This is a genomic window from Streptomyces mangrovi (assembly GCF_900114215.1).
Taxonomy (GTDB): domain Bacteria; phylum Actinomycetota; class Actinomycetes; order Streptomycetales; family Streptomycetaceae; genus Streptomyces; species Streptomyces barkulensis.
The window spans coordinates 16,149-41,651 of record NZ_FOSG01000015.1; the positions used below are offsets into that span (position 1 = coordinate 16,149).

Here is a 25,503-nt window from a genome sequence, read left to right on the forward strand (position 1 = left end):
CGTCTACGCGTTCCTTCCTTGTCGCGCTTTCAGTCCTTCTCGTCCTCGTCGAACGTGTTGAGGAAGTCGAGTTGCACGTCCATGCCTTCGACCTCCTCCAGGCCGAACAGTCCGCCGCTCAACTGGGCGGGAGCGGCCTTGCCGCGCCGCCGCTTCTTGGCCGGTGCCGCCGGGCGCCTCGGTGGACCGCCGACCGGGCGGACACGGGTCAGCGGGCTCGTCCCCGGAGGGTGGCGCGGCCCCTGCGCGGGGGGCGGGTTGAGGGACGGATGCATGTACGGCCGCCCCTCGGCCATCGCCTCGTAGACACGGATGATCCCTTTTTTGGTGTCCTCGAAGAGTGCGGGCTTCTTGTTCTTGAAAGCCCGAAAGCTATCCATGACGAGATCCACGTCCGCGCGCTCGATGCCGTAGAGGTGAAAGTACGCGGCGTCCAACTCCGCGCGAATCAGGAAGCGACGTTCTTCATCCCAGACGAAGGGCGGACCTTCGTCGCCAAGGTACTTCGCCCACGGGGCCATCTCGTAGGAGGTGTAGGTGAGTTCAAGAACTCGGGGGCGAACCCAGTCAGCGAGAGGGACGCCTTGCGTCCAGGGAGCGGAGAGGTCGTAGACGGAAGGCGGTAGGACAGGAAACTGATCTACGTACGTATATGTCAGGTGAGCTCCCTGAACCTTCTGACGAGCCGCGAAGTCCAAAATAAACGCAGACAGATTAGCCAGCAGCGCACATAGAGGCTGGTCTACACTCGCTGAAAGCATCAACGGTTGAGTATGCCCCACCGCTGTCCTGGGCAAAATCGACGAAATCACCGTGCGTTCATCTGATGCTCGGCAAACATCTCGCCAACCCATGAACCACCCATGTGACCACGCCTTCCCCATGACGGACCTAACCTCAGCCAGTCGCTCCTCGGTCTCGCTTTCCGTCACCCAGTAGCGCGGCAGAGGAAGAGCGTGCGGGTCTTGATGCTTTTCTTTGTCGAATCTAGGCAGAGTACCCTTGTTGATCTGCGCCTGAGTGGCATTCTCATACGTTGCGAAACGACTGTCGAAATGATGCAGAAACTTTCCCTCATAGAGAGGGAGATATCGCTCTCCGTCGTTTAGGAAGATGAGCGTTCCTTCGCGTGTTCCACCTTGCGCCAATAGAACATCACCCGACTTAAACCGCTTGGAGGCCGTAGCCATGTCGAACATGCGCAAGAAAGGAGTTTCACCAAGCCCCCAAGGGTCGGCTGGCCCACCACCGACATGCCGACGCAGCAGCGGCACTCTCTCATGAATCTTCTCCAGCACCCGGAGATGTTCTGGACTCTCACAGATTGGAGCAGTCCGCGTATTGGGGTTAACTCTAGCGAACCCCTCTGCATCCAATACGAATTCCCGTGCATCTAGCTGGTCTGGACGACGAGCCCGAAAAGACAAGCGTACATAAGGGTATTTCTCAGCGAGGGCGCAGCCCGCTGTCGTGAAAAGACTGAACCGATACTGATTATGGACCGCCGGAAACAGCTTCTCCTCGTTCTCCATGTCCAGCACCGTCACCAACTGCTGTTTCTCCACCAGGTCAGCGAAGAACGGCGCCGTCGTCTTGTCCGTGGCGATACCCGTCGGCAGGACCAGCCCGGCCATGCCCTCCGGGCCGATCAACTGGCGGGCCTTCTCCGCGAACACCGCGTACGTGTTCACGTCACCGGCCCCGGTCTTCGGGAACAGCCCCGACTTCCGGTACATGGTGACCTGGCCCTTGGACTCCCGCTGGGCGAACTGGTACTCCGCGTACAGCGCGCGGTCGCCCTCGTTCGGGGTGCCGTCCTCGTTCACGCTGCGGGCCAGATCCTCGATCATGCGGTCACGGATGCTGGCCGTGGCAGCCGCCGCGATCCGCTCGTCGCGGGCCGCGAACCACTCCTTCTTCTGGATCTTGACCCGCTCCCACGGCGGGTTGCCGAGCACCGCGTCGAAGCCGCCCTGCCAGCCCGTTTCCGGGTTGGCGTCGGACACCTCCGGGTCCTCCACGCGGAAGACACGCGGGAACTCCAGGTGCCAGTGGAAGAAGCGGTTGCGGCGGACGATGTCCCGGAACATCCGCTCGGCGGACTCGTCCGCCAGCTCCCCGTCCGCCTCCACCTTGCGCAACGCGCTCGTCGTGATCGCCGATGGCGCGTCCGCGCGCTTGGGCCACAGGAAGGCCGCGCACCAGGCGTCCGCGACCCGCTTCATGCGCCGCAGTTCGGGCCGCTTCTCGAACTCCCGGTGCAGACGGCCGTGTTCGCGCACCTCGGCCAGGGTGTGGTCCCCCACCTTGGCGACCTTCTCGGCCTCGACGCGCACCGTCGCCGTGCTCGTGCGGACGATGGGCGCCCTGCCCAGCTCCAGCGCCTCCTGCCGGCCGCGCTCCTTCTCGTTCTGCTGCCGCAGAGAGGTGGCGATCTTCTGCTCGTCGCCCTCCAGCTTCTCGAACGCCCCGTCCGGGATGCCCTTCTCCAGTGCGGCCGGGGTCGCCCCCAGCAGGGCGTTGCCGGTTTTGATGCGGTCGTCCAGGTAGGCCAGCGGCTCGCCCGGGGTGAGGGACTCCAGCCATAGGGAGACCTTGGCCAGTTCGGCGGCCAGCGGGTTGATGTCCACGCCGTGGACGCAGTTCCGTACGACCCTGGCCATCGCCTCGCGAACCAGTTCGGGGGCGGGCTGGGACTCCCCGTGGACCATCCGCGCGTACCGCACCGCGATGCGCCGGGCCGCCGCGACGAGCATGTGCCCCGACCCACAGGATGGGTCCACGAAGTCGATCTCCAGCAGGCGGTCCGGGACGCCCTCCGCCGCGTACCGGTCTATGACCGGGTCGAGGGCGTTGTCCAGCAGCTTCTCGATCAGGGAGGCCGGGGTGTAGTACGAGCCGGTCAGCTTGCGCTTGTTGCCCGCGACGAGGTCCTTCAGCTCGAAGAGCTCGTTGTCCGGCTCCCGCACCGGGACCAGTTCCAGCAGCGACTCGTACACGCTGCCCAGTTCCTCCGCACCCAGGTGGCGGTAGTCGACCCGGGTCGTGCGGCCCTTGTCCCTGACCCGGGAGAGCAGCCGTACGGCCTCCAGCAGCCGCTCGTTGGGCAGCCTGGCCGCACGCAGCGGTTCGGGGCTGCCGGGCAGGAGGGTGTGCGGCGCGTCCCGGTCGATCTCGTCGGGCTCGGGGACGTAGAACAGGCCGCCCAGTCCGGGCAGGGCCAGCAGCGGTTCGCCGCCCTCCCTCCCCAGTGCGTTCAGGACACGGCACAGGCCCTGCCACAGGTCGGTGTGGTGGTCGCCCTTGCGGCGCGCGGCGATGCGGCGCAGGCGGGCGGCGGAGAAGTACAGCGTGTAGCGCTCGCGGGCCTGCTGGTTGGCCTTCTTCTGCGCCTTGGTGGCCCGGCGGCCGGGGCGCACCAGCAGCGCGTCGCGGTCCTCGGCGACGAAGAGGAAGATCAACTGGTAGGCGAGGCGCAGCAGTTCGTGGTGGAAGTCGTCCAGTGCCCGGCGCCCGCCGGCCGTGATCGCGTCGGCCAGGGCGGGGTTGTTCCGGAGGAAGCCCGTGCCGAGGATCGACAGGGCCTGCTTGACCTGGTCGCGCAGCAGGTTGCGGGAGCGGATGCCCGTCTCGACGGCGTAGTCGCGCCACCACTCCAGACGGCAGTCGGCGGGGGTGAGCGGAAGGTCGTCGGGTGCCGCGGCCTCCGCGCCCCCCTCCCCCTCGGCCTCCTCGGCGCCCTCCTCCGCTTCGGCCCCAGGCTCGTCTCCCGCCTCGTCCGGTGCCGCACCGGCCGCGCCCCGGCGCCGCTTCTCCGGCTTGGGCACCAGTTCCAGGCGGGAGGCGTGCAGCACCGCGTACATCAGCAGGAAGTCGGAGAAGTCCCCGCCGCCGAAGATCGCTTCGAGGTCGAACTCGACGTACGCCGAGCCGACGAGCGCGGTCGAGTCGCGCAGCAGGCGCAGCACCCGGCCGTTGGAGAGGACGCCCCACAGGTGGTCCGGGGAGGCGTTGAGCAGTTCCTGCATCATCGACTGGGGGACGCGGGAGCTGTTCGCCGACCAGCGGTCGAGGGCGGTGTTCCAGCCCAGCAGGTGGACGGGGACGTGCTCCTGCCACTGGTGGCTGATCCGGAACGGGTCGTGGCCGGCCACCTCGACGGGGCGGCGGCGCGGGGCGAGGCGGCCGTACCCCAGCTCTTCCAGGACGGTCAGGAGCCAGACGCGGGTCGCCCCCGTGGGGTCGCCCTCCTTGCCGAGTTCCTCCAACTCCTCCTGGAAGGCGGCGTACGCGGCCCGCAGCGTGTTCCACTTGCGGCTCGCGGCGTCCTCGATGCGCAGGTTGCGCCCGAGTCCGTAGTCGGCGGGCGCGCTGCCGGGCAGTTCCGGGTCGCCTGAGCGGATCTTGGTGAGAAGGTCTGCGGAGAGCAGGCCGCCCTCCACCCGCACGGCGGCTGAGGCGGGAAGGCGTTCGGGTGCGAGGGCGGTCACCGGTCACCTCCGGGGGTGGGCTGCCCGGCGGCCGGTGCGGCCGGGGCCTTCAGGTAGACGTACACGCCGAGCAGGTCCGGCTCGCCGGACGGCTCGACGCCGATGCGGCGTACGGCGGCGGCGCCGCGCTCGCGGCCGCGCTGGCCGGCGGCCTCGCGCACCCGCACGTGGGCCTCCCGCAGCCGGTCGGCCAGGAGCCGGCCGCGCTCTTCCAGGTGGGTGCGGACCTCCTCCTCGTCGAGTTCGGCGACCGCGCGGGCGGCCTGCTGGTCGCGCAGGGCGGGAAGGGTGTTGCTGTCGGGCGTGGCGGTGAGCAGGGCGGCGGTCTCCTCGTCGGGCAGCCACACGCGGCGGCCGTCGTCGGCGGCGCGCCAGGCCAGGACCTGGGCGTCGTCGGCGACCAGGACGCGCGGCTCGTCACCGGGGGTGCGGGGCGGCAGCGTGAGGCGGAAGCGGTAGCGGGCGAGCAGCAGGACGGTGCGGCGGTCCACGGCGGCGGTGCGGGTCACGCCGAGGCGGCGGGCCGGGCGCTCCTCGGGCGGCAGGCCGGTGTCGACGGCCGTGTCGAGGAGGTAGCGGGCCAGGGCGCGCACGGCGGGGTCGGTGCGGAACAGGGCGTGCTCGCCGCGGGCGACGGGCAGGTCCTCGCGGAAGACGAGCTCGCGGGCGGCTGACCGGGAGCGGCTCCTGGCCTTCGCGCCGGTCCGCGCACCGGTCTTGGTTCCGGTCCGCGCCGTGGGGGCGCCGGGGGCGGCGGCCTGGTCGATGTCCTCGTAGAAGCCGAGAGCGTGTTTCAGGCCCGTCGGCAGCGGGTCGACCGGGGCCCGGAAGCCGCGGTCGCGGGGTTCGCCGATGGGCTGGGCGCCGAGCTGGGCGAGGGCCTCGCGAGCGAAGGCGGCGATGTCCCCGGGGGTGCCCAACGCCTGGCGCAGCGCGTCGAGTTCGGCCTCCACCTCCTCCGGGCGCAGCCCGGTGTGGGAGAACTTGGTGAGCACCTTCGACTCGCGTTCGGCGGCCGACTCCCACTCCTTGTGCAGGGCCTCGCGGGCGCGGCCGAGCTCGGGGTCGTCCTCGAACTCGAAGGCGAGCTGCCCCTCGGGCTGCCTGCCGCGCAGAAGTACCGCGCTGGCCAGGGCCTCCAGGACGCCCCGGCCCTGGTCGGGGACGAGGACGGCCACGCCGGTCTGGTCGGCGATGTCCTTGTGCTTCTGGATGAGGACCTTCAGGACGTGGCCGTCGATGCCGGTGTCGGTGTCGTAGACGGTGATCTCCCGGACGCGGCGGCGCTTCTGGCCGAAGCGGTCCACACGGCCCGCGCGCTGGAGGTGGCGGGTCGGGTTCCAGGACAGGTCGTAGTGGATGACGGCGCCGAAGTGGTCCTGGAGGTTGACGCCCTCGGAGAGGCAGTCGGTGGCGACCAGGACGTGCCGGCCGCGCCTGGCGGTGAGCTCGTCGACCCGGGCCTGGCGGGCGTCGGGGTGGAGGGCGCCGGTGACCGCCGCCACGGTGGCGCTGCGGCCCAGTTCCTCCTTGAGGTGCCGGGCGACGTACTCGGCGGTGGGGATGTAGTGGCAGAAGACGATCGGGTCGTAGCCGTCGACCAGTTGCCGTTTGACCTTGTCGATGACCAGGCGCAGCTTAGCGTCGGCCGCGGGGCCGGCCGCGGCGAGGCGGTCCGCGCGCTCGGCGAAGGCGGCCAGGGACCTGGCCTCGGCGGTCCGGCCGCCCAGTGCCTCCCCCATGGCGTCGAGGTCGGCCGGGAGGGTGCCGGGGACGGTGTCCGTGCCTTCGGTGGTCTCCTCGTCGGCGAGCTCCAGGGCCGCGGCGCGGGCCAGCTTCTCGGCCTCGGCCCTGCTGAGGCCGGCGGCGATCAGCGAGCGGGTGCGCAGGGTCGCGGCGGCGGCGGCCGGTGAGGACAGCACGCAGCGCAGCAGGGTCAGCGCCGTCCACCAGGACATGCGGGACCGCTCCCCGGAGGGGCCGCGCACCTGCTCGCGGGTGTGGGCCAGGATGTCGGCGACGAAGCGCGCGTAGTCCGGGTCGAGCCGGTAGAGGGCGTCCTGGAGGTCGCGGTCCTCGGGGAAGGGGGTCTCCTCGATGACCCGGTCCCGGAGGATGTACCGCTTGATGTCGTGGCGGCGGCGCTGCACGAAGTGGCGGGCCAGCTTGTCGCGGTCGGCGGACCGGGTGGTGTCCAGGTCGCGCAGCGAGGGGTCGAGGAGCCCGGTGAGCTTGGAGAACGCCTGCGGGTCGCCGCTGTGGGGGGTGGCGGTGACGAGGATGAGATGGCGGTCGCGCTCGGTGCGGTCGGCGACGGCGGACAGCAGCTCGTACCGCTTCTGCTGCTCGTTGCCGCCGGTGCCGACACAGGTGTGCGCCTCGTCGACGATGAGCAGGTCGGGGCAGTGGCGGCGGAACGCGTCGCGGCGCTCGTCCTGCTTGATGAAGTCGGTGGAGACGATCGTGACCGGGTAGTGGTCGAAGACCGACCGGTTGGGGTCGTCGATCGCCTTCTGCAGACGCGCGGCCGTGGACGGCAGCACCAGCTCCGCCTCCATGCCGAACTTGTCGTGGAGTTCGCGCTGCCACTGCTCGGCGAGCGCGGGCGAGCACAGCACGGCCATGGTCCGCGCGGAGCCCTGCTCCATGAGCTCCCTGGCGATCAGCGCGGACTCCACCGTCTTGCCGATGCCGACGTCGTCGCCGATGAGCAGGCGCACCGGGTCCATGCGCAGTGCCATCATCAGCGGCACGAGCTGGTACTGGCGGGGCTGTACGGCGACGGAGGCCAGGGAGCGGAACGGGCCCGCGCCCGCGGTGGAGGCGACGCGCAGGGCGGTGCGCAGCAGCGAGGCGGAGGCGAAGTCGCCGGCCTCGCCGGGGCGGGGCTCCGGGCGGCCGAAGCCCGGCTCGCACACCTCGCCGGGGAAGAGGGCGGTGACGAACTCCCGGTCGCCGTCCAGCGGCTGGGCGAGGACCAAGTCCTCGGTGGTGCCGGGCAGGACGACCCAGTCGCGGCCCCGGGCGTGGACGAGCGTGCCGGGGTGGCGGGCGGCGGTGGTCATCGGGCGCCTCCCCGGTGGTCGCGGCCGGTGCCGAAGACGTCCGGGTATGCGCGCACGGTGTCCTTCCAGTCGGGTTCGGCTCCGGCCCTGATCACCAGCCAGCCGTCGTCCATCATGCGGTACTCGTCCTGCTCGGTGAGGCGGCGGGCGCCGCCGGTCCCGCCGTGCCCGCCGTGCTCACCGTGCTCCAGGAAGACGGCGACGTCGCCGCCGGGGAGATGGTAGACGGCGTCCGCGACCTCGGTGGCCGTCTCGTCGGGAAGGCGGTGGCCGCCGTCGGCGAGGAGGCGCAGGAACGCCTCGACAGGGGTGGTCGGCCGCTCCTCATCCGCGGCCCCGGCGGAAGCGGCCGGGACGGCGGACGCGGCGGGCGCCGCCGACGGGCGCGGGCGGGATCCGTCCCCGGTGCGGGAGCGGAGGAGCCGAAGCAGCCAGGGGGCCGCGCGGTGCCGGTCGATGCGCTTGTGGAAGCCCTGGTTGGAGTAGGAGAGCAGGCAGTCGTAGCAGCCCAGCTCGCAGCGCTCGGCGGCGCCCTCGGCCCGGTCGAGGTCCTTGCCGTCCCTGTCGTAGTGGATGATCCGCAGGGCCTCCTCGGCCACCTCCGCCAGGGCGTGCTCGTCGTCGTGGAGGCGGCGCAGGACGCCCGCGCCGCCCTCCGCGCTCTCCACGAAGAGCGTCCGGCCGCGCTGTTCCGCGTCCGGCAGGCCCTCGCTCTCCAGCTCGGAGTCCTCGAGCTGGAAGTGCGCCTCGATGCCCCGCTCCAGGGCGTAGCGCAGGGAGACGGCGGTGATCTCGTCGACCGGCTCGGCCAGCCGCAGCACGGCGATGTTCTTGGTGTCCTGGGCGTAGGGGATGACCTGGAGGGTGCGCTGCGCGCGGTCGAAGGAGGCCAGGGACTCCTCCTCCGCCGACTCCTCCCGCAGCCGTGTCGCGCGGCTCTCCGACAGCCACCTGCCGCTGGCCGGGTCCAGCCAGAAGCCGTGGGCCGGGCCGTCCTTCCCGTCGCGTCCCCGGTAGCCGAGGTTGAGGACGCGGACGGTGGCCGAGTCCCCGTAGGAGACCTCGGCCAGCGGCGTGCCGTCGTGCCTGTCGCGCACCCGGGTCTCGTACGCGCCGCCCGGGGCGTACCGGTAGACGGTCCGCAGGCGGAAGCCGCGCTTGAGGCGCTCCTCCTCGTCCGAGGAGATGCGGCGCCTGGGCTCGGCGTGCACCTGGGTGAGCTGCATCAGTTTCGGCAGGGTGCGGTACAGCGGGGTGTCGCAGTTCTCGCAGCGGTCGGCGCCCTCGGCCCGGTCGTGCCAGTAGCCGCAGGCGTCGCACAGCCGTATGTCGCTGGTCGCCACCTGCCCCGGCCGGTCGCCCATGGGGACGGTCACGCGGTCGATGGCGTAGCGGTTGCCCTCGTGGTAGATGAGCGCGCCGGGGCCGAACTCGCCGACGGCGATGAAGCGGGGGCGCTGGATGTAGGCGCCGTTGCGCTGCCCGTACCGCCCGGCCGAGCGCTCGCCGGGCACGTAGGCGGCGATCGGCAGGCGCGGGAAGGAGTATCCGGGCAGGAAGCCCTCGGAGGCGAGGTAGCGGTAGGTGTAGAAGTCGCTGTACGACTCGCTGTCCGCTTCGTTGCGCAGCAGCTTGAGCTGGTTCTCGGCCTCGGCTCGGCGGGCCGCCGCCCGGTCGCGGTCCCGGCGGTTGAGAGAGAGGTCGTTGGCGCGGCGGTGCTGCTGGTCGACCTCGGTGCGGGCGGTGCGGTAGAGGCGGCGCCAGCGCTCGCACGCCGCGTCCAGGCTGTCCAGGGCCCGGCGCACGGTGTGCTCGGTCCAGCCGTCGTACCACCAGGAGGACTCGGACAGCTCGCCGTGGAGGGGGGCGAGGATCTCCTCCGCACGGCTGATCGCGCGCAGCCGGGCGGGCTCGCTGTCCAGCGCCCGACGCACCTTGGGCAGCAGGTCCAGGGACCACCGGCCGTCCTCGTCCGGTTCGTCGGCGTCCAGGATGTCGGTGAGGCGGCTGCCCAGGTACTCGCCGGTCTCCGCGAGCCAGACGGAGTGCACGTGGGAGCGGATCAGCTCCTCGTTGGCGAGGTCGAGGCGGGGCGGGGTGACGCTGCCGGAGACCATGAGGCCGGGGCGGCGGAAGTAGTACTGGTCGTGCGGAGAGCCCGTCGAGCAGTAGGTCGTCACCAGCGCGGGCTCGCCGCCGCGGCCCGCGCGGCCGGAGCGCTGGGCGTAGTTGGCGGGCGTCGGCGGCACGTTGCGCATGCCGACCGCGTTCAGCCGGGCGATGTCGACGCCCAGCTCCATCGTCGGGGAGCAGTAGAGGATGTCCAGGGCGCCCTCGCGGAACGCCTCCTCGCGGTCGCGCCGGACCTTGGCGTCGACCTGCGCGGTGTGCTCGTGCGCCCGGATGCCGGTGAGACCGGCGGCGCCGTCGCGGTACAGGTCGCGGAAGTACGTGTTGACCCGTACGTCGGCCTCCGCGTCGGTCGTCTTGCGGACCGGATCGGGCTCCGGCCGGGTGCCGTCGCCGGGGAGCCAGCGCAGGGCGGAGGAGCGCAGTTGGTGGCCGAGGGAGCCGTCGCGCTCGTCCTCGACGGCGTCGAGCAGGCCGCACTCGCGCAGCACGCGCATCAGGTCGCGGATGACCGCGTCGGCCTCCGCCACCGAGATGCGCTTGCCCGCCCGGCCCGGCACCGCGCCGAACCGGCCGGTGCGGCGCAGATAGCGGCCGTAACCGCCGCGGCCGCTGAAGTGCACGGTGTCGGCCACCGAACCCGCGCGGCCGGGACCCGCGTAGGCCAGGCGCTCGCGGACCCGCGGCTCGCGCGGGGACAGTGCCCACGGGCTGACGAGATGCGCCTCGCTGACGCTGCCGAGCCGGTCGAAGCCCTCCTGAGTGAGGCAGTCCACCTCGACGGCGAGGGAGCGGCGCAGTTCGTCAAGGAGGACTCGGGCGAGCTGCTCGCGGTGAGCGGGCGTGTCCTCGGTGAGCAGCCGGTGGCAGCCCTCCCAGCACTCGGGCTCGGCGGCGATCTCGGCCAGATCGGTGTAGTCGAAGCGCAGCAGGCCCGTCTGGGAGAGGTTGGGCATGGTGACGCGCCAGCCGCGCTCCAGATCGGCGTAGACGCGGTAGGCGAGCACCTCGCGCAGGGCGGAGTGGGCCAGGTCGCGCTGGCGGAACCTGGCGGTCGGCACCTTGGCGTAGGCGTCCATCGGCAAGTCCAGGGCGTCGAAGACGGCCTGGGGCAGACGGTCGTGGGTCAGCCCGCTCTTCCCCGCCCGGGCCAGGGCGCGGTACAGAGCGCCGCGGATCTGGGTGACGAGGGCGAAGTCGTTGAAGTGGCCGGCCTGGAGGCTGGCGTCCTGCCGGTTGTCCACGAAGGTGAGCAGTTTGCGTCCCGCCTTCTTCAGCCCCTGCTGTGCCCGCAGGGAGCGCACCACGCGGGAGCTGATCAGCGAGACGGCGGAGCTGCGGCCCTCGGCCGAGAAGGTGCCCAGCTTGGCCAGGTCCTTCAGGCGCAACTGCTCGTAGGAGGCGCGGCAGTGCAGGCAGAAGCGGAAGGGGGCGCCGATCCACCAGGCGCGCAGGCCGGTGCCGGGCTCGGTGCGGCGGCCGTCGGGAGCGATCCACACCTCCTGGGGGAGGTCCCCGGCCCGGGTCTTCGTGACCGACGGGTGGCCGTCGTCGTCCGTCTCGACCCAGCTCGTCGGCAGGCGCCGGAACACCGCCTCCTGGTCGTGCGCGTCGGGCCAGGGCCGGTCCTCGCTGACGTACAGGAAGCCGTCGCCCTCGGCGGCCGGTGCGTCCGGGTCCTCCCGGGCTTCGAAACGGTCGCCGCCGTGCTCGGCGGGACGGGTGGCCACCAGGTACTCCTTGCCGCAGTCGCGGCAGAAGTGCAGCGGGACGAGCGGTCTGCCCGGGTGGCCGGGGACGGAGACCTGGTACTGGCTGGTGAGGTGGCGGCGGCCCGGCGGCTCGAAGCTGGTGTAGACGGTGTCGCCCTTGGAGAGGAACTGGTGCAGCCGGAAGGCGAAAAGAGGTCTGCCGAGCTTCGGGTGCCGCACCCCGGCCCCGGCCCGGAGCATCGTCTCGATGGCCCGGTGGCAGACGTCGGCCGGTTCCCCGCTCGCGTCGGCCAGGCGGCCGGCGGCCTCCGGGATGGTGAGCGGGGAGCGGCGGACGAGCCGTCCGGTGGACGGTTCGACGGTCAGTCCCACGGTGTCCTCGATCCAGACGGCGAGGGGGTCGCCGCGCAGGGCGTCGTAGTCCGCGGGCAGATCGGCGGGATCCGCGGCGGCCCGGCGTACGGCGTCGGCGAGCGGTCCGCGGGGGTGGACGCCGGGCACGGCATCGCGGCCGGGGTCGGTCGAGCGCTCCAGGGTCTCGCCGATGACGCGGCCCGGGCGGATCTCGGTGCCGAACAGCCGCGTGGCGATGCCGGCGATCTCCTCCCGCGCCTTGTCGAAGGTACTGGCCGTGGCCATCGTCGCCGAGGTGCCGACGCACTGGAGGTCCGGCGCCTCGCAGGCGTCGCGCAGCCTCCGCACGAGGAGGGCGACGTCGGCTCCCTGCCGGCCCCGGTAGGTGTGCAGTTCGTCCAGGGCGAGGAAACGCAGGCCCCGGGCCGCGCCGATCAGCTCCCGCCGCTCGTCGGGACGGGTGAGGATGTACTCCAGCATCACATAGTTGGTGAGCAGGATGTCCGGCTTGTCCCGCAGCACCTGGAGCTTCTTCTCGGTGTCCTCCTGTCCGGTGTAACGGGCGAAGGTCACCTTGCGGTCCTCCTCGGGCACGCCCCACCGGAGGTAGCGCTCCAGCTCGTGGACCTGGCTGTTGGCCAGCGCGTTCATGGGATAGACGACGATCGCCGAGATCCCGTCGGGGTTCGGGTGGCGGAGCACCTGGTTCACGATCGGCACGATGTAGGTCAGGCTCTTGCCCGAGCCCGTCCCCGTGGTCAGCACGTACGAGTCGCCCTTGTCCGCCGCCTCGATGGCCTCCCGCTGGTGCTGGTGGAGGGCGAGGGTGCGGCTGCCCGGATCGCCCGGGTGCTCCTTGTGCTTGAAGTATTTCCGGCACAGCGGGTGGAGAAGGCCGTCGCCGCACAGCTCGGCCACGGTGCCGCCGGGGCGGAAACCGGGATTCAGCGCGAGCCTGGGGTCGGGCCAGCGGGTCTTGCGCCGCCTCTCCTCGGCGAGGTGCGTCTCGACCCTGGGGTCCCGGACAGCGACGAGAGAACTGGTGAACGCCTCGTACTCGGTGACGAGATCGTGATGGACTCCGAAGACATCCACGGCTGGTCGCCCCCCTAGATCCACTCCCGTTGCCGTTCACGTGTCGTGCCACTCGGCTGCCTCTCACGGGCCGGACTCAACGAGTACGGCTCAACACGAAGAGCCCAGCCTAATGTCCCGGTAGGGCACTGTGGCCTGATCTGGATACTGCAGGGCGAAGGCGGTACCCCCGGCCGACCTTCTCTGCACCAACGGCAGGAGTACGGGAAGCTGGCTTCTATGCGGTGGACGCGGCCACCGGGGGCAGAACCTCAAGGACGACAGCCGTTCCAGCAACAGTTCGGTCTTCGTGCATGGCGATCACTTGGCCGGGCTGGAGATGCTGCCACTGCGAGGGGTCGAGCGGTGCGAGTCGCACCGCGGATCGCTCGCCGGGGCCCAGAGAGGGCGTGAACTCCACCCAGAGTGCGGCAATGTTGAGGGCCGGTTCGCCAGTCGGGGTTCGGTTTCCGATGTCCCACATCGGTCGCAGGACGCCGGCTCCGGAGAAGGGTGTCTGTCTGCGGCTCTCGCTGGCCGGTCGGAGGGTGAGGTCGGCCCGGATGATGCCGTTGCGGGTTTCGTAGCAGCGCCAGTGGCACCAGGCCGCGCTCTTCTCCAACCGCATTTGCTCTGCGGCAGTGGCCAGGGTCTCCCAGAAGCTGAGTGGGAGCGGGTGGACGCCGCCGAGTTCCTCCAGGAGCTCGAGAGCCACTTCCCACTCGTCGTGGGTGAGGTATCCCCAGACGTCGTTGATCGTGATGTCGTTCTCGGTGACGGTTTCTTCGGGAACCAGCAGGAAGGCGGCTTCCAGTAGCTTGGGGACATCCATGCCCTGATTCTGGACTGCGTCGAGCCGTGCCCTGAGTTAGTGCAGTCAACTGGCCGGTGCGGTAGCCATGCCGGCATGGCAGGAGTCGTCTCTCCGCCTCAGGTTCTTCCTCGCCTACGCGATCATCACCGGAAACACCACCCCGCTCGCCGCCCACAGCGACGTCAACGCCATCGACCTGACGGGCGCGGACACGGAGCTGGCGAAGGAGCTGGAGACGGCCGCCGCGGACAACCTCAAGCGGGTGCTGCGCCCGGCGGACGCGACCTCCGACTGGTCCGCCGACCCCGGCACCAGGCGGATGCTGTCCTTCGTCGAGACCAAGACCGTCTGGCACCCCGTCGGCGTCTGACGGACCGTCCGCCCGGGGCGGCTCCTCCGAGGGGGAGCCGCCCCGGGCGGACGCCTTCACGGCCGGGCTCCCGCTCAGCCGGGCAGCAGCCCCGCCACCGCGCCCGTCACCGGCAGGGTGCGGATCGTGCCCCCTTCACTGACCGGTCCCGTGACGGCCCCGCTGCTCACCGGCTTGAAGTCGGCGATCTGGGTGCCGACCGTGTTGCCCAGCGGATCGACGCCCGTGCCCGCCAGCGGATCGATCCGCGCGTCCTTGACCGGGCGCACCGCACCGGCCGTCGCGTGCTCGGTGGCTCCCACGCCCTCGGCCAGACCGTTCAGGCTCGACCCGAGCGAGTCCGGCGAGAGCGCCGACGTCAGGCCCGACAGCTGTACGGGCGCCCCGGCGCCCTGTCCGGGGGCCGCGGCCGCCGTTCCCGCGCCCGAAGCCACCGCGGCCCCGACCGCGGAGACGGCCAACCCGGCCCGCAGCAGGGCACGCTGGACGCCGCTGCTCCCCGCTTGCCTCTCCCGTGCGTGACGGCGGCGCTGAGCGGTCATCGGTACACCTACCAAGAGAACTCGAAGACTGTGTCCGTACGGTCACGCAGCGTATACGAGCCGGGCGTCACACGCACACGCGTACCGAGCTCCCTGTGGATGGCCGACAATGGTCTTCCGTGAGCTCCCACGACACCGCCCGCGTGATCCTGCTGACCGGTCCCTCGGGCTCCGGCAAGTCCTCGCTCGCCGCCCGCACCGGGCTGCCCGTACTGCGCCTGGACGACTTCTACAAGGAGGCCGGCGACCCGTCCCTGCCCCGGCTCTCCGGCGGCGACCGGGTGGACTGGGACCACCCCGCCTCCTGGGACGCCGACGCGGCGGTGGCGGCGATCGCGGCCCTGTGCGGGAGCGGCCGGACCACCGTCCCGGTGTACGACATCTCCACGAGCTCCAGGACCGGCGAGGACACGCTGGACCTGCGCGGGGCGCGCCTGTTCGTCGCCGAGGGGATATTCGCCGCCGAGATCGCCGCGCGCTGTCTCGAACTGGGCCTGCTGGCCGACGCGTTGTGCCTGCGCGGGCGCCCCTCCACCACCTTCCGGCGGCGGCTGCTGCGCGATGTGCGCGAGGGCCGCAAGTCGCTGCCCGTCCTGGTGCGCCGCGGCTGGGCGCTGATGCGCGCCGAGGGCGCGATCGTCGCGCGCCATGTCGCCCTGGGCGCCCACGCCTGCGGCCGGGACGAGGCACTGGCGCGGATCGAGGCGCTCGGCGCGCGTCAGGGGCGTACGCACGGAAGCGGGCGCCCGGGGGCCGTACGCGCATGAGAGCGGGCCCGGCCGGACCCCCGGCCGACCCGGCCCGCTCCCGGAGCACCCCCGTGCTCTCCCCCCGTCTTCCCCCCGTTCCCCCGTCTCCCCCGGCTCCGGTGCGTCAGGCGACCAGCTCGCCGAAGCTCTCCTCCAGATCGCGCCCGAAGCTCAGCGTCTCGTCGCCGCGCAGCCGGCGCAGGGAGCGCCAGATGCTGCTCTTGACCGTGCCGACACTGATGTTCAGGATGTCCGCGATCTCCGGGTCGGTGCGGCCCTCGTAGTAGCGCAGGACCAGCATCGTGCGCTGGAGTTCGGGCAGCCGCGCCAGCGCCTGCCACAGCACCGCGCGCAGTTCGGTGCCGCGCATCGCGTCGCTCTCGCCGGCCGACTCGGGCAGCTCCTCGGTCGGGTACTCGTTGAGCTTGCGGCGGCGCCAGGCGCTGATGTGCAGGTTCGTCATGGTGCGGCGCAGATATCCGCCGACCGCGGCCTTGTCGGTGATCCGGTCCCAGGCGCGGTAGGTGGAGAACAGCGCGCTCTGCAGCAGGTCCTCGGCCTCGTGGCGGTCCCCCGTGAGGTGGTACGCGGTGGCGTACAGGGAGGCGCGGCGCTCGCGGACGTAGGCGGTGAACTCCGCCTCCGTCACACCCCCCCGGCGCCGCTCCCCCGAAGCCTCCCCGTGCGTTCCCTCCCCCCGGTCCGCCCCGGCCGGCTCCCCCGCGGCCGGCTCGGGCGCGGCGGCGATGTGCGCCGGCCGCCGCCGGCCGGCGCCGCGGTCGCACCCTCCCCCCGCGGCGCCGGACTTCCCCCCGGTCTGCGCCGGAACCACGGGAGTGTGCAGACGCGTGTGGATAACCGCGCTGGTGATGTTGCGGTGCAGTGTGTTCATCTCGCGCCCCCCTTTGTGGAACCGGTCCGTGTCCTCGGTCCGTGCCGAGTACGCCGTGTACACCGAATACGCCGAATACACTGCCGGGGCAGTTTCATCGCCGGGTCCGCCGTCTGTCACAGGGGTGTCACAGAGGCGGGGCGGGCCGTGACCCGCCCGTGTTCGCGCTCCGTTCACCGGCCGGTCGAAGTGCGGGCGCCGGATGGGCCAGAATGGCGCGCGTGCCTTTCCTGTTGCTGATCGAGGACGACGAGGCCGTCCGTACGGCCCTGGAGATGGGGCTGACCCGGCAGGGCCACCGCGTGGTGACCGCTGCCTCGGGCGAGGACGGCCTCAAGCTGCTGCGCGAACAGAGGCCCGACCTGATCGTGCTGGACGTCATGCTGCCCGGCATCGACGGTTTCGAGGTGTGCCGCCGCATCCGGCGCACCGACCAGCTGCCGATCATCCTGCTGACCGCGCGCAGCGACGACATCGACGTCGTGGTCGGCCTGGAGTCCGGCGCGGACGACTACGTGGTCAAGCCGGTGCAGGGACGGGTGCTGGACGCCCGCATCCGCGCGGTGATGCGGCGCGGCGAGCGGGAGGCGAACGACTCGGCGACCTTCGGCGCGCTGGTCATCGACCGCTCGGCGATGACGGTGACCAAGAACGGCAGGGACCTCCAGCTCACCCCGACCGAGCTGCGGCTGCTGCTGGAGCTGAGCCGCCGCCCCGGGCAGGCGCTGTCCCGGCAGCAGCTGCTGCGGCTGGTGTGGGAGCACGACTACCTCGGCGACTCCCGGCTGGTCGACGCGTGCGTCCAGCGGCTGCGCGCCAAGGTCGAGGACGTCCCCTCCTCGCCGACGCTGATCCGCACGGTGCGCGGCGTCGGCTACCGGCTGGACCCCCCGGCGTGACGGGGACCCGCGAGGCCGGCGGGGGCCCGGCGCCGATACCCGCACTCATCCCCGTCCCCGCGCCCGCCCCCCGGCACGGCCGGACCCGCCGGGAGGCGCCGTGAGCGGCTCCCTGGGCAGGATCACCGGGTCGCTGCGGCTGACGAGTCTGCGGCTGCGGCTGGTGGTGGTCTTCGCGCTGGTCGCGCTGACCGCCGCGGTGGCCGTCTCCGGCATCGCGTACTGGATCAACCGCGACGCCGTCCTGACCCGGGCGCAGAACGCCGCGCTCAACGACTTCCGCGAGTCGCTGGGCGACAACGCCGGATCCCTCCCCCGCCGGCCGGCCTGCGACGCGCTGCGGGAGACGGCCGGCACCATGGCCAACAGCACCCAGCGGTACGAGGTGGTGCTGATCGGGGAGCAGGCCGACGGCTCGCGCTGCGAGGCCGCCTCCGACCCGCGGTTCACCCTGGAGGACGTGCCCGGGACGCTGCGCTCGGCGGTCGCCGAGAAGCGTCCGCTCGACGCCGTCAACAAGGCCCCGTACCACCTGTACTGGCAGCGGATCACGGTGGACGGCGAACCGTATCTGGTGGGCGGCGCGACCGTGATCGGCGGCGGGCCGACGGGCTACATGTTCAAGTCGCTCGCCCCCGAGCGGGACGACCTCAGCTCCCTGGCCTGGTCACTGGGGATCGCCACCGCGCTGGCCCTGGTCGGCTCCGCCCTGCTGGCGCAGGCCGCCGCCACCACGGTGCTGCGGCCCGTGCAGCGGCTGGGCGAGGCGGCGCGGAGGCTGGGCGAGGGGCGGCTGGAGACCCGGCTGAGGGTGTCGGGGAAGGACGAACTGGCCGAGCTGTCCAGGACGTTCAACCGCACCGCCGAGGCGCTGGAGCACCGGGTTGCCGAACTGAGCGCCCGCGAGGAGTCCAGCCGCCGCTTCGTGGCGGACATGTCGCACGAGCTGCGCACGCCGCTGACCGCGATCACCGCCGTCACCGAGGTCCTGGAGGACGAGATCGACTCGCTCGACCCGATGATCGCGCCCGCGGTCACCCTGGTCGTCAGCGAGACCCGGCGGCTGAACGACCTGGTGGAGAACCTGATGGAGGTCACCCGCTTCGACGCGGGGACGGCCCGCCTGGTGCTCGACGACGTCGACGTCGCGGACCAGGTGACCGCCTGCATCGACGCCCGGGCCTGGCTGGACGCGGTCGAGCTGGACGCCGACCGCGGCATCACCGCACGGCTCGACCCGCGCCGTCTGGACGTGATCCTGGCCAACCTGATCGGCAACGCGCTCAAGCACGGCGGCTCCCCGGTCCGGGTGTCGGTGCACACCCGCGAGGGCGCGGCGAGGAACGAGGGACCGGGCGGAGGACCGGGCGAGGACGAGCTGGTCATCCGGGTCGCCGACCGCGGCCCCGGCATTCCCCAGGAGGTGCTGCCGCACGTCTTCGACCGCTTCTACAAGGCCAGCGCCTCCCGGCCCCGTTCCGAGGGCAGCGGGCTGGGGCTGTCGATCGCCATGGAGAACGCCCACATCCACGGCGGTTCCATCACCGCCGAGAACGCGCCCGAAGGGGGCGCGGTCTTCACCCTGCGGCTGCCGCGCGACGCCAGCCGCCTCGCGCCGGAGCAGGACCGGGGCGCGGGCGCCGCCCCGGGCACGGACGGCGGCGGGGCGCACCGGGAGGACGGACGATGAGCACCACACGCCGTACGGCCCCCGGCCTCCGCGCGAGCGCCGCGGTCCTGGCCGCGCTCGCGCTCGGCGGATGCGGCATACGCTCCACGCCGGTGCCGGTGGACGCCGGTCCGGCGCCGTCGCGGGCCTCGTGCGCGGCCCCCGCCGCCGAGGAGGGGCGCGGTCCCGGCGACGGGAGCGTCCGGGCGGACGTCTTCCTGGTCTGCGGCGGCACCGTCTCGGCGGTGGAGCGCACCGTGGCTCCGGGCGGCTCGGAGTCGGGCTCGGAATCCGGCCCGGACGCCCGGCTGGAGACGGCCCGCGAGCTGCTGGAGGAGTTGCGCAGAAACCCTTCCCGGGCCGAGCGGGAGGCGGGCTTCGGCAGCTCCGTCCCCGGGGATCTGGAGGTCACCGGCCCCGGGGACGGCGACCCCGGGGGGACGCTGCGGCTGAGCCGGGATCCCGGCGGGCTGCCGTCCTTCGCGCTGGCCCAGATCGTCTGCACTCTCACGGGCACGGCCGCCGCCGGCCGGGACGGCTCGGTGGTGCTCGGCGGCCCGGTACGGGACGACGGCGGGGAGCCGCCGCTGCGCTACTCCTGCACCGACGCGCTGCGCGGCAGCCCCGAGGCGGCGAAGACGGCGGGCACCCCGCTCCCGTAGGCGCCGGGCGCCGGGCGCCCGCCGTACCCGCGCCCGCGCCCGGTGTCCGCGCCGCGCACCGGTGCGCCCGAAGGGGCGGAACCGCGGCGCGCGCCGTGTGCGTCTTCGCCGCCGTGCAGCGTCATCACCCCGGCGGCTCCGCCGCCCACCGCATCCGTGCAGCGGGGCTCGTACTCCTCGGCTGCCACCTGCTGTTCGTCGGCTGGCTGACGCTGCGGCCCCTGTCCGTACCCTGGGTCTCCCCCGCCAACCTGCGGCCCTTCGCCTCGATCCACGCCGATCTGGCGGACGGCCCCCGGGCCGCGCTGGAGGGCATCGGCGGCGGGCTGGCCCTGCTGGCCCCGCTGGGGGTGCTGCTGCCGATGGCGGCGGGCCGGGCGGCGTCGCGGCTGGGCTCGTGGGCGCGTACGGTCTTCGCCGCGGCGATGATCTCGCTCGGCATCGAGCTGGTGCAGCCCGCGGTGCCGGGGCAGGTGGCGGACGTGGACACGCTGCTGCTCAACACCACGGGGGTGGCCCTGGTCCATCTGCTGTGCTACCCGGCGCTGCGCGCCCGGCTGCGCGCGGCGGCCCGGCAGGGCGGCCCCGGCGCCCGGCGGCCGGGATCCCCGGGGAAAGGGGATCAGGGTGCGCCCCCGAGGCCTCCCAGGGTCGGAATCGCACCCTAGAGGGACGCTTTCGCCCGCAACGCTCGCCTACGGTGGATCTGTCCCCGCCGAACGACGGCGTTCCGTCAGAGCGAAGGAGTCCCGACATGGCCGCAATAGTCCGTCCCGGCGACGACCGGATGATCGCCGGTGTGTGCGCCGGGCTGGCCCGCCGCTTCGGCACCACCCCGAACACGATGCGCGCGATCTTCCTGGTCTCCTGTCTGCTGCCGGGGCCGCAGTTTCTGCTCTACATCGCCCTGTGGATTCTGTTGCCGGACGAGCGCAAGGTGCAGCGCACCGGCTGGTGACGCGCTCGCCGGCGCACACTCCGCGCACAGGGGAACGGGCCGCTCGCCGGGAACTGCCCGGTGCGCGGCCCGTGGCGCCTCCCGTGGGTGGGGTGGAGGGAGGGGAGGCGCGGGAAGGGGAGAAGGGGGAAGGTGCGTCAGCCCAGCAGCTTGCCGGTCTGCAGGGCGCCGGTGAGCTGGCCCGTCGGCAGGTTGAGCATCGTCGGCTTCTCGGGGCTGCCCAGCGGCAGGCCGCCGAGCAGGTCCCGCACCGGGTCGTGCTGCTTGGTGTTGGGCTGCTGCCCCGACCTGCCCTCGGCGGGAGCGGGCAGCGTCCTGGCCTGCTGGGGCGCGTCGGGGGCGGGCAGCGTCCTGGCGACCTCCTGCACGGGCAGGCTCTTCACCGCACCCCCGGCGGCCTTGCCGAGCCCCAGGGTGTCCGCCGCGGAGGCGGCCCCGGCGCCGGTGGCGGCGAAGGCGGCGCCGAGCACGGCGACACCGATCGTCTTCATCGTTCGCTGCTTCATCAGCTGGTACGTCCTCGTGTGGATGGCTTGAGCGGCCTCGCGAACGTAGCCAGGGCACCGCACCCGCCGCAAACACCCCGAAACGGCCGGGCGCCCGCGTCCGCCGTCGCGCCCGGCCGCCTCCCGCGCCCTCCCCCGACCGTCTCCGGCCGGGGAAGTGCTGGTCACAGGCCCTTGGCTGCGGCCTCCCGGAACAGCCACTCGGCCTTCAGCTCGGCGTATCCGGGCTTGATCACGTCGTTGATCATGGCCAGACGTTCATCGAAAGGGATGAACGCTGACTTCATGGCGTTGACGGTGAACCACTGCATGTCGTCCAGCGTGTAGCCGAACGTCTCCACCAGGTGCCCGAACTCCCGGCTCATGCTGGTACCGCTCATCAGCCGGTTGTCGGTGTTGACGGTGGCGCGGAAGCGCAGCCGCCGCAGCAGCCCGATGGGGTGCTCGGCGTACGAGGAGGCCGCTCCGGTCTGGATGTTGGAGGTGGGGCACAGCTCCAGCGGGATCCGCTTGTCGCGCACGTACGCCGCCAGCCGGCCCAGCTTCACCGTGCCGTCGCCGGCGACGTGGATGTCGTCGATGATGCGCACCCCGTGGCCGAGCCGGTCGGCGCCGCACCACTGGAGGGCCTGCCAGATGGACGGCAGGCCGAACGCCTCGCCGGCGTGGATGGTGAAGTGGTTGTTCTCGCGCTTGAGGTACTCGAAGGCGTCCAGGTGGCGGGTGGGCGGGTGGCCCGCCTCGGCGCCCGCGATGTCGAAGCCGACGACGCCGGAGTCCCGGTACCGGTTGGCCAGTTCGGCGATCTCCAGCGAGCGGGCGGCGTGCCGCATGGCGGTGAGCAGGACGCCGACGCGGATGCGGTACCCGGACTCGCGGGCCCGGCGCTCGCCCTCCCGGAAGCCCTCGTTGACGGCCTCGACGACCTCCTCCAGCGTCAGCCCCGCCTCCAGGTGCTGCTCGGGGGCGTAGCGCACCTCGGCGTAGACCACGCCGTCGGCGGCCAGGTCCTCGGCGCACTCGGCCGCGACCCTCACCAGCGCCTCGCGCGTCTGCATCACCGCGCAGGTGTGGGCGAAGGTCTCCAGGTAGCGCTCCAGCGAACCGGAGTCGGCCGCCTCGCGGAACCAGGTGCCCAGCGCCTCGGGGTCGGTCTCGGGCAGACCGTCGTAGCCGCACTCGCGGGCGAGCTCGGCGACGGTGGCCGGACGGAGGCCGCCGTCGAGGTGGTCGTGGAGCAGCACCTTGGGGGCGCGGCGGATCTGGTCCGGGGTGGGGACGGTGGTGACAGTCTCGCTCGTCATTGCCGCACTCTAGCGCCTACGCGCGTAGATATCACCCTTGGGCGGGTCTCGCACCCGCCCGCACACGGCCCGGACGCCGCCCGGACGCGACCCTGCGGCTTTCGATACCCAATGGTGACCGCCCGGCACCGCCCGTACACCCCCGCTTCTGCGATCGTTTTCGCCGTGACTCAGCAGGCGTTGCCGCGCCGGGATGCGCGGCTGGGGCGGGCGTTCGGTGACGACCACGCGGTACAGGGTGTGGCCTTGCTGCTCCCGGGAGGGACGGCCGCGGGCACGCGCGGTCGCTCCCGCCGGGCCGCGGCGGCGATGCTGCCGCTGGCGCGGCGGCTGGCACGGGCGGGGACGGGACACGAGGTGGTCGCGCACCTCCTCCACTACCGCCACCGCGGCTGGAACGGCGCGGACGCCCACCCGGTGCGGGACACCGAGTGGGCTCTGGAGGAGGTCCTGCGCCGCTACGGCGACGTCCCCGTGTGCCTGGTGGGCCGGGACATCGGAGCCCGGGCGGCGCTGCGGGCCGCGGGCCACCCCTCGGTGGTCTCCGTCCTGGCCCTGGCCCCCTGGCTGCCGGAGGTGTCCGAGGACGGCGGCGAGGAACCGGTGCGGCAGCTCGCCGGCCGGCGGGTGCTGATCGTGCACGGCACGGACGACGAGCACACCGGCCCGGACCGCTCCTACCGGCTGGCCATACGTGCCAAGAAGATCAACCCGGACGTCTGCCGCTTCGAGGTCCACACCGACGGCCACGCGCTGCGCCAGCACCGCTCGGAAGTCCTCGCCCTGGCCGAGGACTTCGCCCTGGGCTCGCTGTGCGACCGGGACCTCGCCCGCCCGGTGGCCGACGCGCTGGCGGCCCCGCCGCCGCTGGGCCTGCGGATGCCGCTGGCGGCCGGCTTCGGCCGCTCCCTGCGCCACTGAGCGCGCCCTCCGGCGTGCACGGCCGCCCCTGCGCGCCCCTTCCCCGCCCCTACGCCAGCAGCCGCCCCCGGCGGCTCAGCAGGAATGCCCGGAACGCCGCCACCGGCGGGGTCTCCGGGCGGCCGTCCACCCAGGCCACCCCGATCTCCCGCACCGCCCGCGGCTGACTGACCGCCAGCTCCCGCACCCCCGGCCGGGGCACGGCCGGAGGCGGCAGCAGAGCCACCCCCAGCCCGGCGGCGACCAGCCCGCGCAGCGTCTCGGCCTCCTCCCCCTCGAACGCGATCCTCGGCTTGAAACCCGCCTCGGCGCACAGCGCGTCGAAGATCCGCCGCATCCCGTAGCCCGGCTCCAGGGTGATGAACGCCTCCTGCGCGGCCTCCGCCAGCCGCACCCGCCTGCGCCGCGCCAGCGGGTGCTCCTCGGGCACCACCAGCCGCAGCCGCTGCTCGTCCAGCCGCCGCGCGACCAGATCCGGGGCGTCCGGCACCGGGGAGGTCAGGCACAGGTCCAGATCCCCGGCGCGCAGCCGTTCGATCATCGCCTCGCCGTACGTCTGCACCAGCGAGAAGCGCACCCTGGGATGGTCGGCGCGGAAGGAGCGGATCAGCCCCGGCACGGTCTCCGACCCCAGCGTGTGCAGGAAGCCGAACGCCACCTTCCCCGCCGCCGGGTCGGCGTCCGCCCGCACCGCCTCCGCCGCCTGCTCCACCGAGCCCAGCGCCCGCTCCACCGAGGCCAGGAACGTACGCCCGGCCGGCGTCAGCGCGACCGTCCGCCCCCGCCGCGCGAACAGCGCGACCCCCAGATCGTCCTCCAGCCGCGCCATCGCCCGGCTGAGCGTGGACTGCGGCACCCCCAGCTCGCCGGCCGCCCGCGTGACGTGCTCGTGCCGGGCCACGGCGACGAACTGCGCCAGCCGCGGGGTGAGCACGGCGGCCCAGGAACCGGGGTCGATGTGGGGTGCGTCACCGGATGTGCCGGATGTAACCGAGATGTCTTTTCTGTTGCCGACCGGTGACACAGCACCCTCCCAGCTCACCTTATGCACCCCTGCATAAAGAACAGCACCTTTGTGCATTGGACGCATCAGATCCCTGATCGTACGTTCGAGACATGCCTTCCGTCGATACCGGGGCGCCTGTCCGCGCAGGTGCCTCTCCCGAGCGTTTCCCCTCCTCCCCCCGGCGCATCAGCCTCGCCCTCTTCGCCGTGGGCCTGGCGACCTTCGCCCTGCTGTTCTCCACCCAGCCCCTGCTGCCCGCCCTGACGGCCGACTTCGGCGTGACGCCGGGGCAGGCGAGCTGGACCGTCTCGGCCGCCACCATCGCGCTCGCGGTGGCCGTGCTGCCGCTGTCCGCCCTCTCCGAGCGCTTCGGAAGGCGCGCCCTGATGACGGGCTCCCTGGCGGTCGCGGTCGCCGTCGCGCTCGCGCTGCCCTTCGCCCCCGACATGGAGGTCCTGATCGCGCTGCGCGCCCTGCAGGGCGCGGCGATCGCGGGCATCCCGGCCTCGGCGACGGCGTACCTGGCGGAGGAGGTACGGCCCGCCGCGCTGGTCGGGGCGATCGGCCTGTTCGTGGCGGGCAACAGCGTCGGCGGGATGACCGGCCGCGTCCTCACCGGCTGGGTCGCCGAGGGCTGGGGCTGGCGCACCGGGCTCGCGGCGGTCGGCGCGCTCTCCCTGCTGTGCGCCCTCGCCTACCGGCTGCTGATCCCCCGGGCGCACAACTTCACCCCGGCCTCACTGCGCCCCGCCGAGGTGCTGAGCACCGTGCGCGGCCATCTGTCCGACGGGCTGCTGGTGCGGCTGTACACCCTCGGCCTGCTGTTCATGACCGTCTTCGGCGCGGTCTACACGGTGGTCGGCTACCGGCTGACCTCCGAGCCCTTCGGCCTCTCCCAGGGCCTGGCCGGCTCGGTCTTCGCCATCTACCTCGTCGGCACCGTCTCCTCGGCCGCCGCCGGGCGCCTGACCGGACGGCTCGGCCGCCGCGGCGCGCTCTACCTGGCCATCGGCGCCACCGCCACCGGCCTGCTGCTGACCCTCGGCGACAGCCTCGCGGCCGTACTGCTGGGCCTGGTCCTGGTCACGGCGGGCTTCTTCGCGGGCCACGCGGTCGCCTCCGGCTCGGTGGGCCGCACGGCGAAGACGGGCCGGGCCCAGGCCTCGGCGCTCTACCAGATGGCGTACTACGTCGGCAGCTCCCTGGGCGGCACGCTGGGCGCGATCGCCTACCACGCGGCCGGCTGGAGCGCGACAGTCGCCTTCTCCCTGACCGCCCTGGTCCTCGCCGCGGGCGTCACCCTCTACGCCACGCGCCGCGCGGTGGTCCAGCGCCGCCTGGCGGTCGCACGGACCTGCTGAGCTCCACCCTCCCGCGGGCGTCTTT

At 72.6% G+C, this 25,503-nt stretch carries 17 protein-coding genes and 1 pseudogene; 9 read left to right on the top strand and 9 right to left on the bottom strand.

From position 1 onward, the window contains the following. Window positions 1-29: 29 nt before the first annotated feature. The 4 genes from BM237_RS19905 to BM237_RS19920 all read right to left on the bottom strand — a co-directional run bounded on the left by BM237_RS19905 (window position 30) and on the right by BM237_RS19920 (window position 13,657). Window positions 30-4,490, bottom strand: a complete 4,461-nt coding sequence (locus BM237_RS19905; RefSeq protein ID WP_093851073.1) for an Eco57I restriction-modification methylase domain-containing protein — start codon at window positions 4,488-4,490, stop codon at window positions 30-32. Beyond that, window positions 4,487-7,555, bottom strand: a complete 3,069-nt coding sequence (locus BM237_RS19910; protein WP_093851074.1) for a DUF8741 domain-containing protein — start codon at window positions 7,553-7,555, stop codon at window positions 4,487-4,489. Before BM237_RS19910 ends, BM237_RS19905 begins: the two co-directional genes overlap by 4 nt. Beyond that, complete coding sequence (locus BM237_RS19915) at window positions 7,552-12,846, bottom strand: DEAD/DEAH box helicase (RefSeq protein WP_093851075.1); 5,295 nt, start codon at window positions 12,844-12,846, stop codon at window positions 7,552-7,554. Before BM237_RS19915 ends, BM237_RS19910 begins: the two co-directional genes overlap by 4 nt. A gap of 217 nt (window positions 12,847-13,063) precedes the next feature. Beyond that, entirely contained in the window at window positions 13,064-13,657 is a 594-nt protein-coding gene (locus BM237_RS19920; RefSeq protein ID WP_093851076.1) for a hypothetical protein, read from the bottom strand. A 139-nt stretch (window positions 13,658-13,796) separates the two neighbouring features. Here BM237_RS19920 and BM237_RS19925 point away from each other — a divergent pair. After that, window positions 13,797-14,009 (top strand): annotated as a pseudogene (locus tag BM237_RS19925) (aldehyde dehydrogenase family protein); the annotation flags it as partial. Window positions 14,010-14,083: 74 nt separating this feature from the next. Here the strand turns inward: BM237_RS19925 and BM237_RS19930 are convergent. After that, on the bottom strand, window positions 14,084-14,551 hold the full coding sequence (locus BM237_RS19930; RefSeq protein WP_093851077.1) for a hypothetical protein: 468 nt from the start codon (window positions 14,549-14,551) through the stop codon (window positions 14,084-14,086). 119 nt (window positions 14,552-14,670) lie between these two features. Between BM237_RS19930 and BM237_RS19935 the strand changes: the two genes are divergently transcribed. Next, entirely contained in the window at window positions 14,671-15,318 is a 648-nt protein-coding gene (locus BM237_RS19935; protein WP_093851078.1) for a uridine kinase family protein, read from the top strand. Between the two features lie 106 nt (window positions 15,319-15,424). On the opposite strand, the gene BM237_RS19940 is transcribed toward BM237_RS19935, so the two are convergent. Next, window positions 15,425-16,192 carry a SigE family RNA polymerase sigma factor gene (locus BM237_RS19940; protein ID WP_093851176.1) on the bottom strand — a complete coding sequence of 256 codons (768 nt, stop codon included), beginning with the start codon at window positions 16,190-16,192 and terminating at the stop codon, window positions 15,425-15,427. A gap of 221 nt (window positions 16,193-16,413) precedes the next feature. On the opposite strand from BM237_RS19940, the gene afsQ1 reads away from it, so the two are divergent. The 5 genes from afsQ1 (at window position 16,414) to BM237_RS19965 (ending at window position 20,380) form a co-directional block, all read left to right on the top strand. After that, window positions 16,414-17,091: a two-component system response regulator AfsQ1 gene (gene afsQ1, locus BM237_RS19945; RefSeq protein WP_173915081.1), complete on the top strand. Its 678-nt coding sequence runs from the start codon at window positions 16,414-16,416 to the stop codon at window positions 17,089-17,091. Between the two features lie 100 nt (window positions 17,092-17,191). After that, entirely contained in the window at window positions 17,192-18,781 is a 1,590-nt protein-coding gene (locus BM237_RS19950) for a sensor histidine kinase (RefSeq protein ID WP_093851079.1), read from the top strand. Further along, window positions 18,778-19,422 (top strand): hypothetical protein, encoded by a 645-nt coding sequence (locus BM237_RS19955; protein ID WP_093851080.1) that lies wholly within the window; start codon window positions 18,778-18,780, stop codon window positions 19,420-19,422. The genes BM237_RS19950 and BM237_RS19955 overlap by 4 nt, the downstream gene beginning before the upstream one ends. Before the next feature lie 113 nt (window positions 19,423-19,535). Beyond that, window positions 19,536-20,090, top strand: coding sequence for a VanZ family protein (locus tag BM237_RS19960; protein ID WP_093851177.1), 555 nt, complete (start codon window positions 19,536-19,538; stop codon window positions 20,088-20,090). Between the two features lie 86 nt (window positions 20,091-20,176). After that, window positions 20,177-20,380 carry a PspC domain-containing protein gene (locus BM237_RS19965; protein WP_093851081.1) on the top strand — a complete coding sequence of 68 codons (204 nt, stop codon included), beginning with the start codon at window positions 20,177-20,179 and terminating at the stop codon, window positions 20,378-20,380. Window positions 20,381-20,517: 137 nt separating this feature from the next. On the opposite strand, the gene BM237_RS30045 is transcribed toward BM237_RS19965, so the two are convergent. Together BM237_RS30045 and BM237_RS19975 are read right to left on the bottom strand one after the other, a co-directional pair. Next, on the bottom strand, window positions 20,518-20,886 hold the full coding sequence (locus BM237_RS30045) for an ATP-binding protein (RefSeq protein WP_245793802.1): 369 nt from the start codon (window positions 20,884-20,886) through the stop codon (window positions 20,518-20,520). A 164-nt stretch (window positions 20,887-21,050) separates the two neighbouring features. Continuing rightward, window positions 21,051-22,190 (bottom strand): adenosine deaminase, encoded by a 1,140-nt coding sequence (locus BM237_RS19975; protein ID WP_093851082.1) that lies wholly within the window; start codon window positions 22,188-22,190, stop codon window positions 21,051-21,053. A 165-nt stretch (window positions 22,191-22,355) separates the two neighbouring features. Here BM237_RS19975 and BM237_RS19980 point away from each other — a divergent pair, with 165 nt between their 5' ends. Continuing rightward, window positions 22,356-23,111: an alpha/beta hydrolase gene (locus tag BM237_RS19980; RefSeq protein WP_093851178.1), complete on the top strand. Its 756-nt coding sequence runs from the start codon at window positions 22,356-22,358 to the stop codon at window positions 23,109-23,111. Window positions 23,112-23,160: 49 nt separating this feature from the next. On the opposite strand, the gene BM237_RS19985 is transcribed toward BM237_RS19980, so the two are convergent. After that, window positions 23,161-24,192, bottom strand: coding sequence for a LysR family transcriptional regulator (locus BM237_RS19985; protein WP_093851083.1), 1,032 nt, complete (start codon window positions 24,190-24,192; stop codon window positions 23,161-23,163). A 35-nt stretch (window positions 24,193-24,227) separates the two neighbouring features. Between BM237_RS19985 and BM237_RS19990 the strand changes: the two genes are divergently transcribed. Beyond that, window positions 24,228-25,478, top strand: a complete 1,251-nt coding sequence (locus BM237_RS19990) for an MFS transporter (protein WP_093851084.1) — start codon at window positions 24,228-24,230, stop codon at window positions 25,476-25,478. Window positions 25,479-25,503: the final 25 nt, after the last annotated feature.

What these genes read in the sequence shown, in the direction of transcription:
- BM237_RS19965 (WP_093851081.1), top strand. Translation starts at nt 20,177, where the DNA reads ATGGCCGCAATAGTCCGTCCCGGCGACGACCGGATGATCGCCGGTGTG.
- BM237_RS19920 (WP_093851076.1), bottom strand. Translation starts at nt 13,657, where the DNA reads ATGGATGTCCCCAAGCTACTGGAAGCCGCCTTCCTGCTGGTTCCCGAA.
- BM237_RS19955 (WP_093851080.1), top strand. Translation starts at nt 18,778, where the DNA reads ATGAGCACCACACGCCGTACGGCCCCCGGCCTCCGCGCGAGCGCCGCG.
- BM237_RS19985 (WP_093851083.1), bottom strand. Translation starts at nt 24,192, where the DNA reads ATGCACAAAGGTGCTGTTCTTTATGCAGGGGTGCATAAGGTGAGCTGG.
- BM237_RS19990 (WP_093851084.1), top strand. Translation starts at nt 24,228, where the DNA reads ATGCCTTCCGTCGATACCGGGGCGCCTGTCCGCGCAGGTGCCTCTCCC.
- BM237_RS19910 (WP_093851074.1), bottom strand. Translation starts at nt 7,555, where the DNA reads ATGACCACCGCCGCCCGCCACCCCGGCACGCTCGTCCACGCCCGGGGC.
- BM237_RS19975 (WP_093851082.1), bottom strand. Translation starts at nt 22,190, where the DNA reads ATGACGAGCGAGACTGTCACCACCGTCCCCACCCCGGACCAGATCCGC.
- BM237_RS30045 (WP_245793802.1), bottom strand. Translation starts at nt 20,886, where the DNA reads ATGAAGCAGCGAACGATGAAGACGATCGGTGTCGCCGTGCTCGGCGCC.
- BM237_RS19940 (WP_093851176.1), bottom strand. Translation starts at nt 16,192, where the DNA reads ATGAACACACTGCACCGCAACATCACCAGCGCGGTTATCCACACGCGT.
- BM237_RS19930 (WP_093851077.1), bottom strand. Translation starts at nt 14,551, where the DNA reads ATGACCGCTCAGCGCCGCCGTCACGCACGGGAGAGGCAAGCGGGGAGC.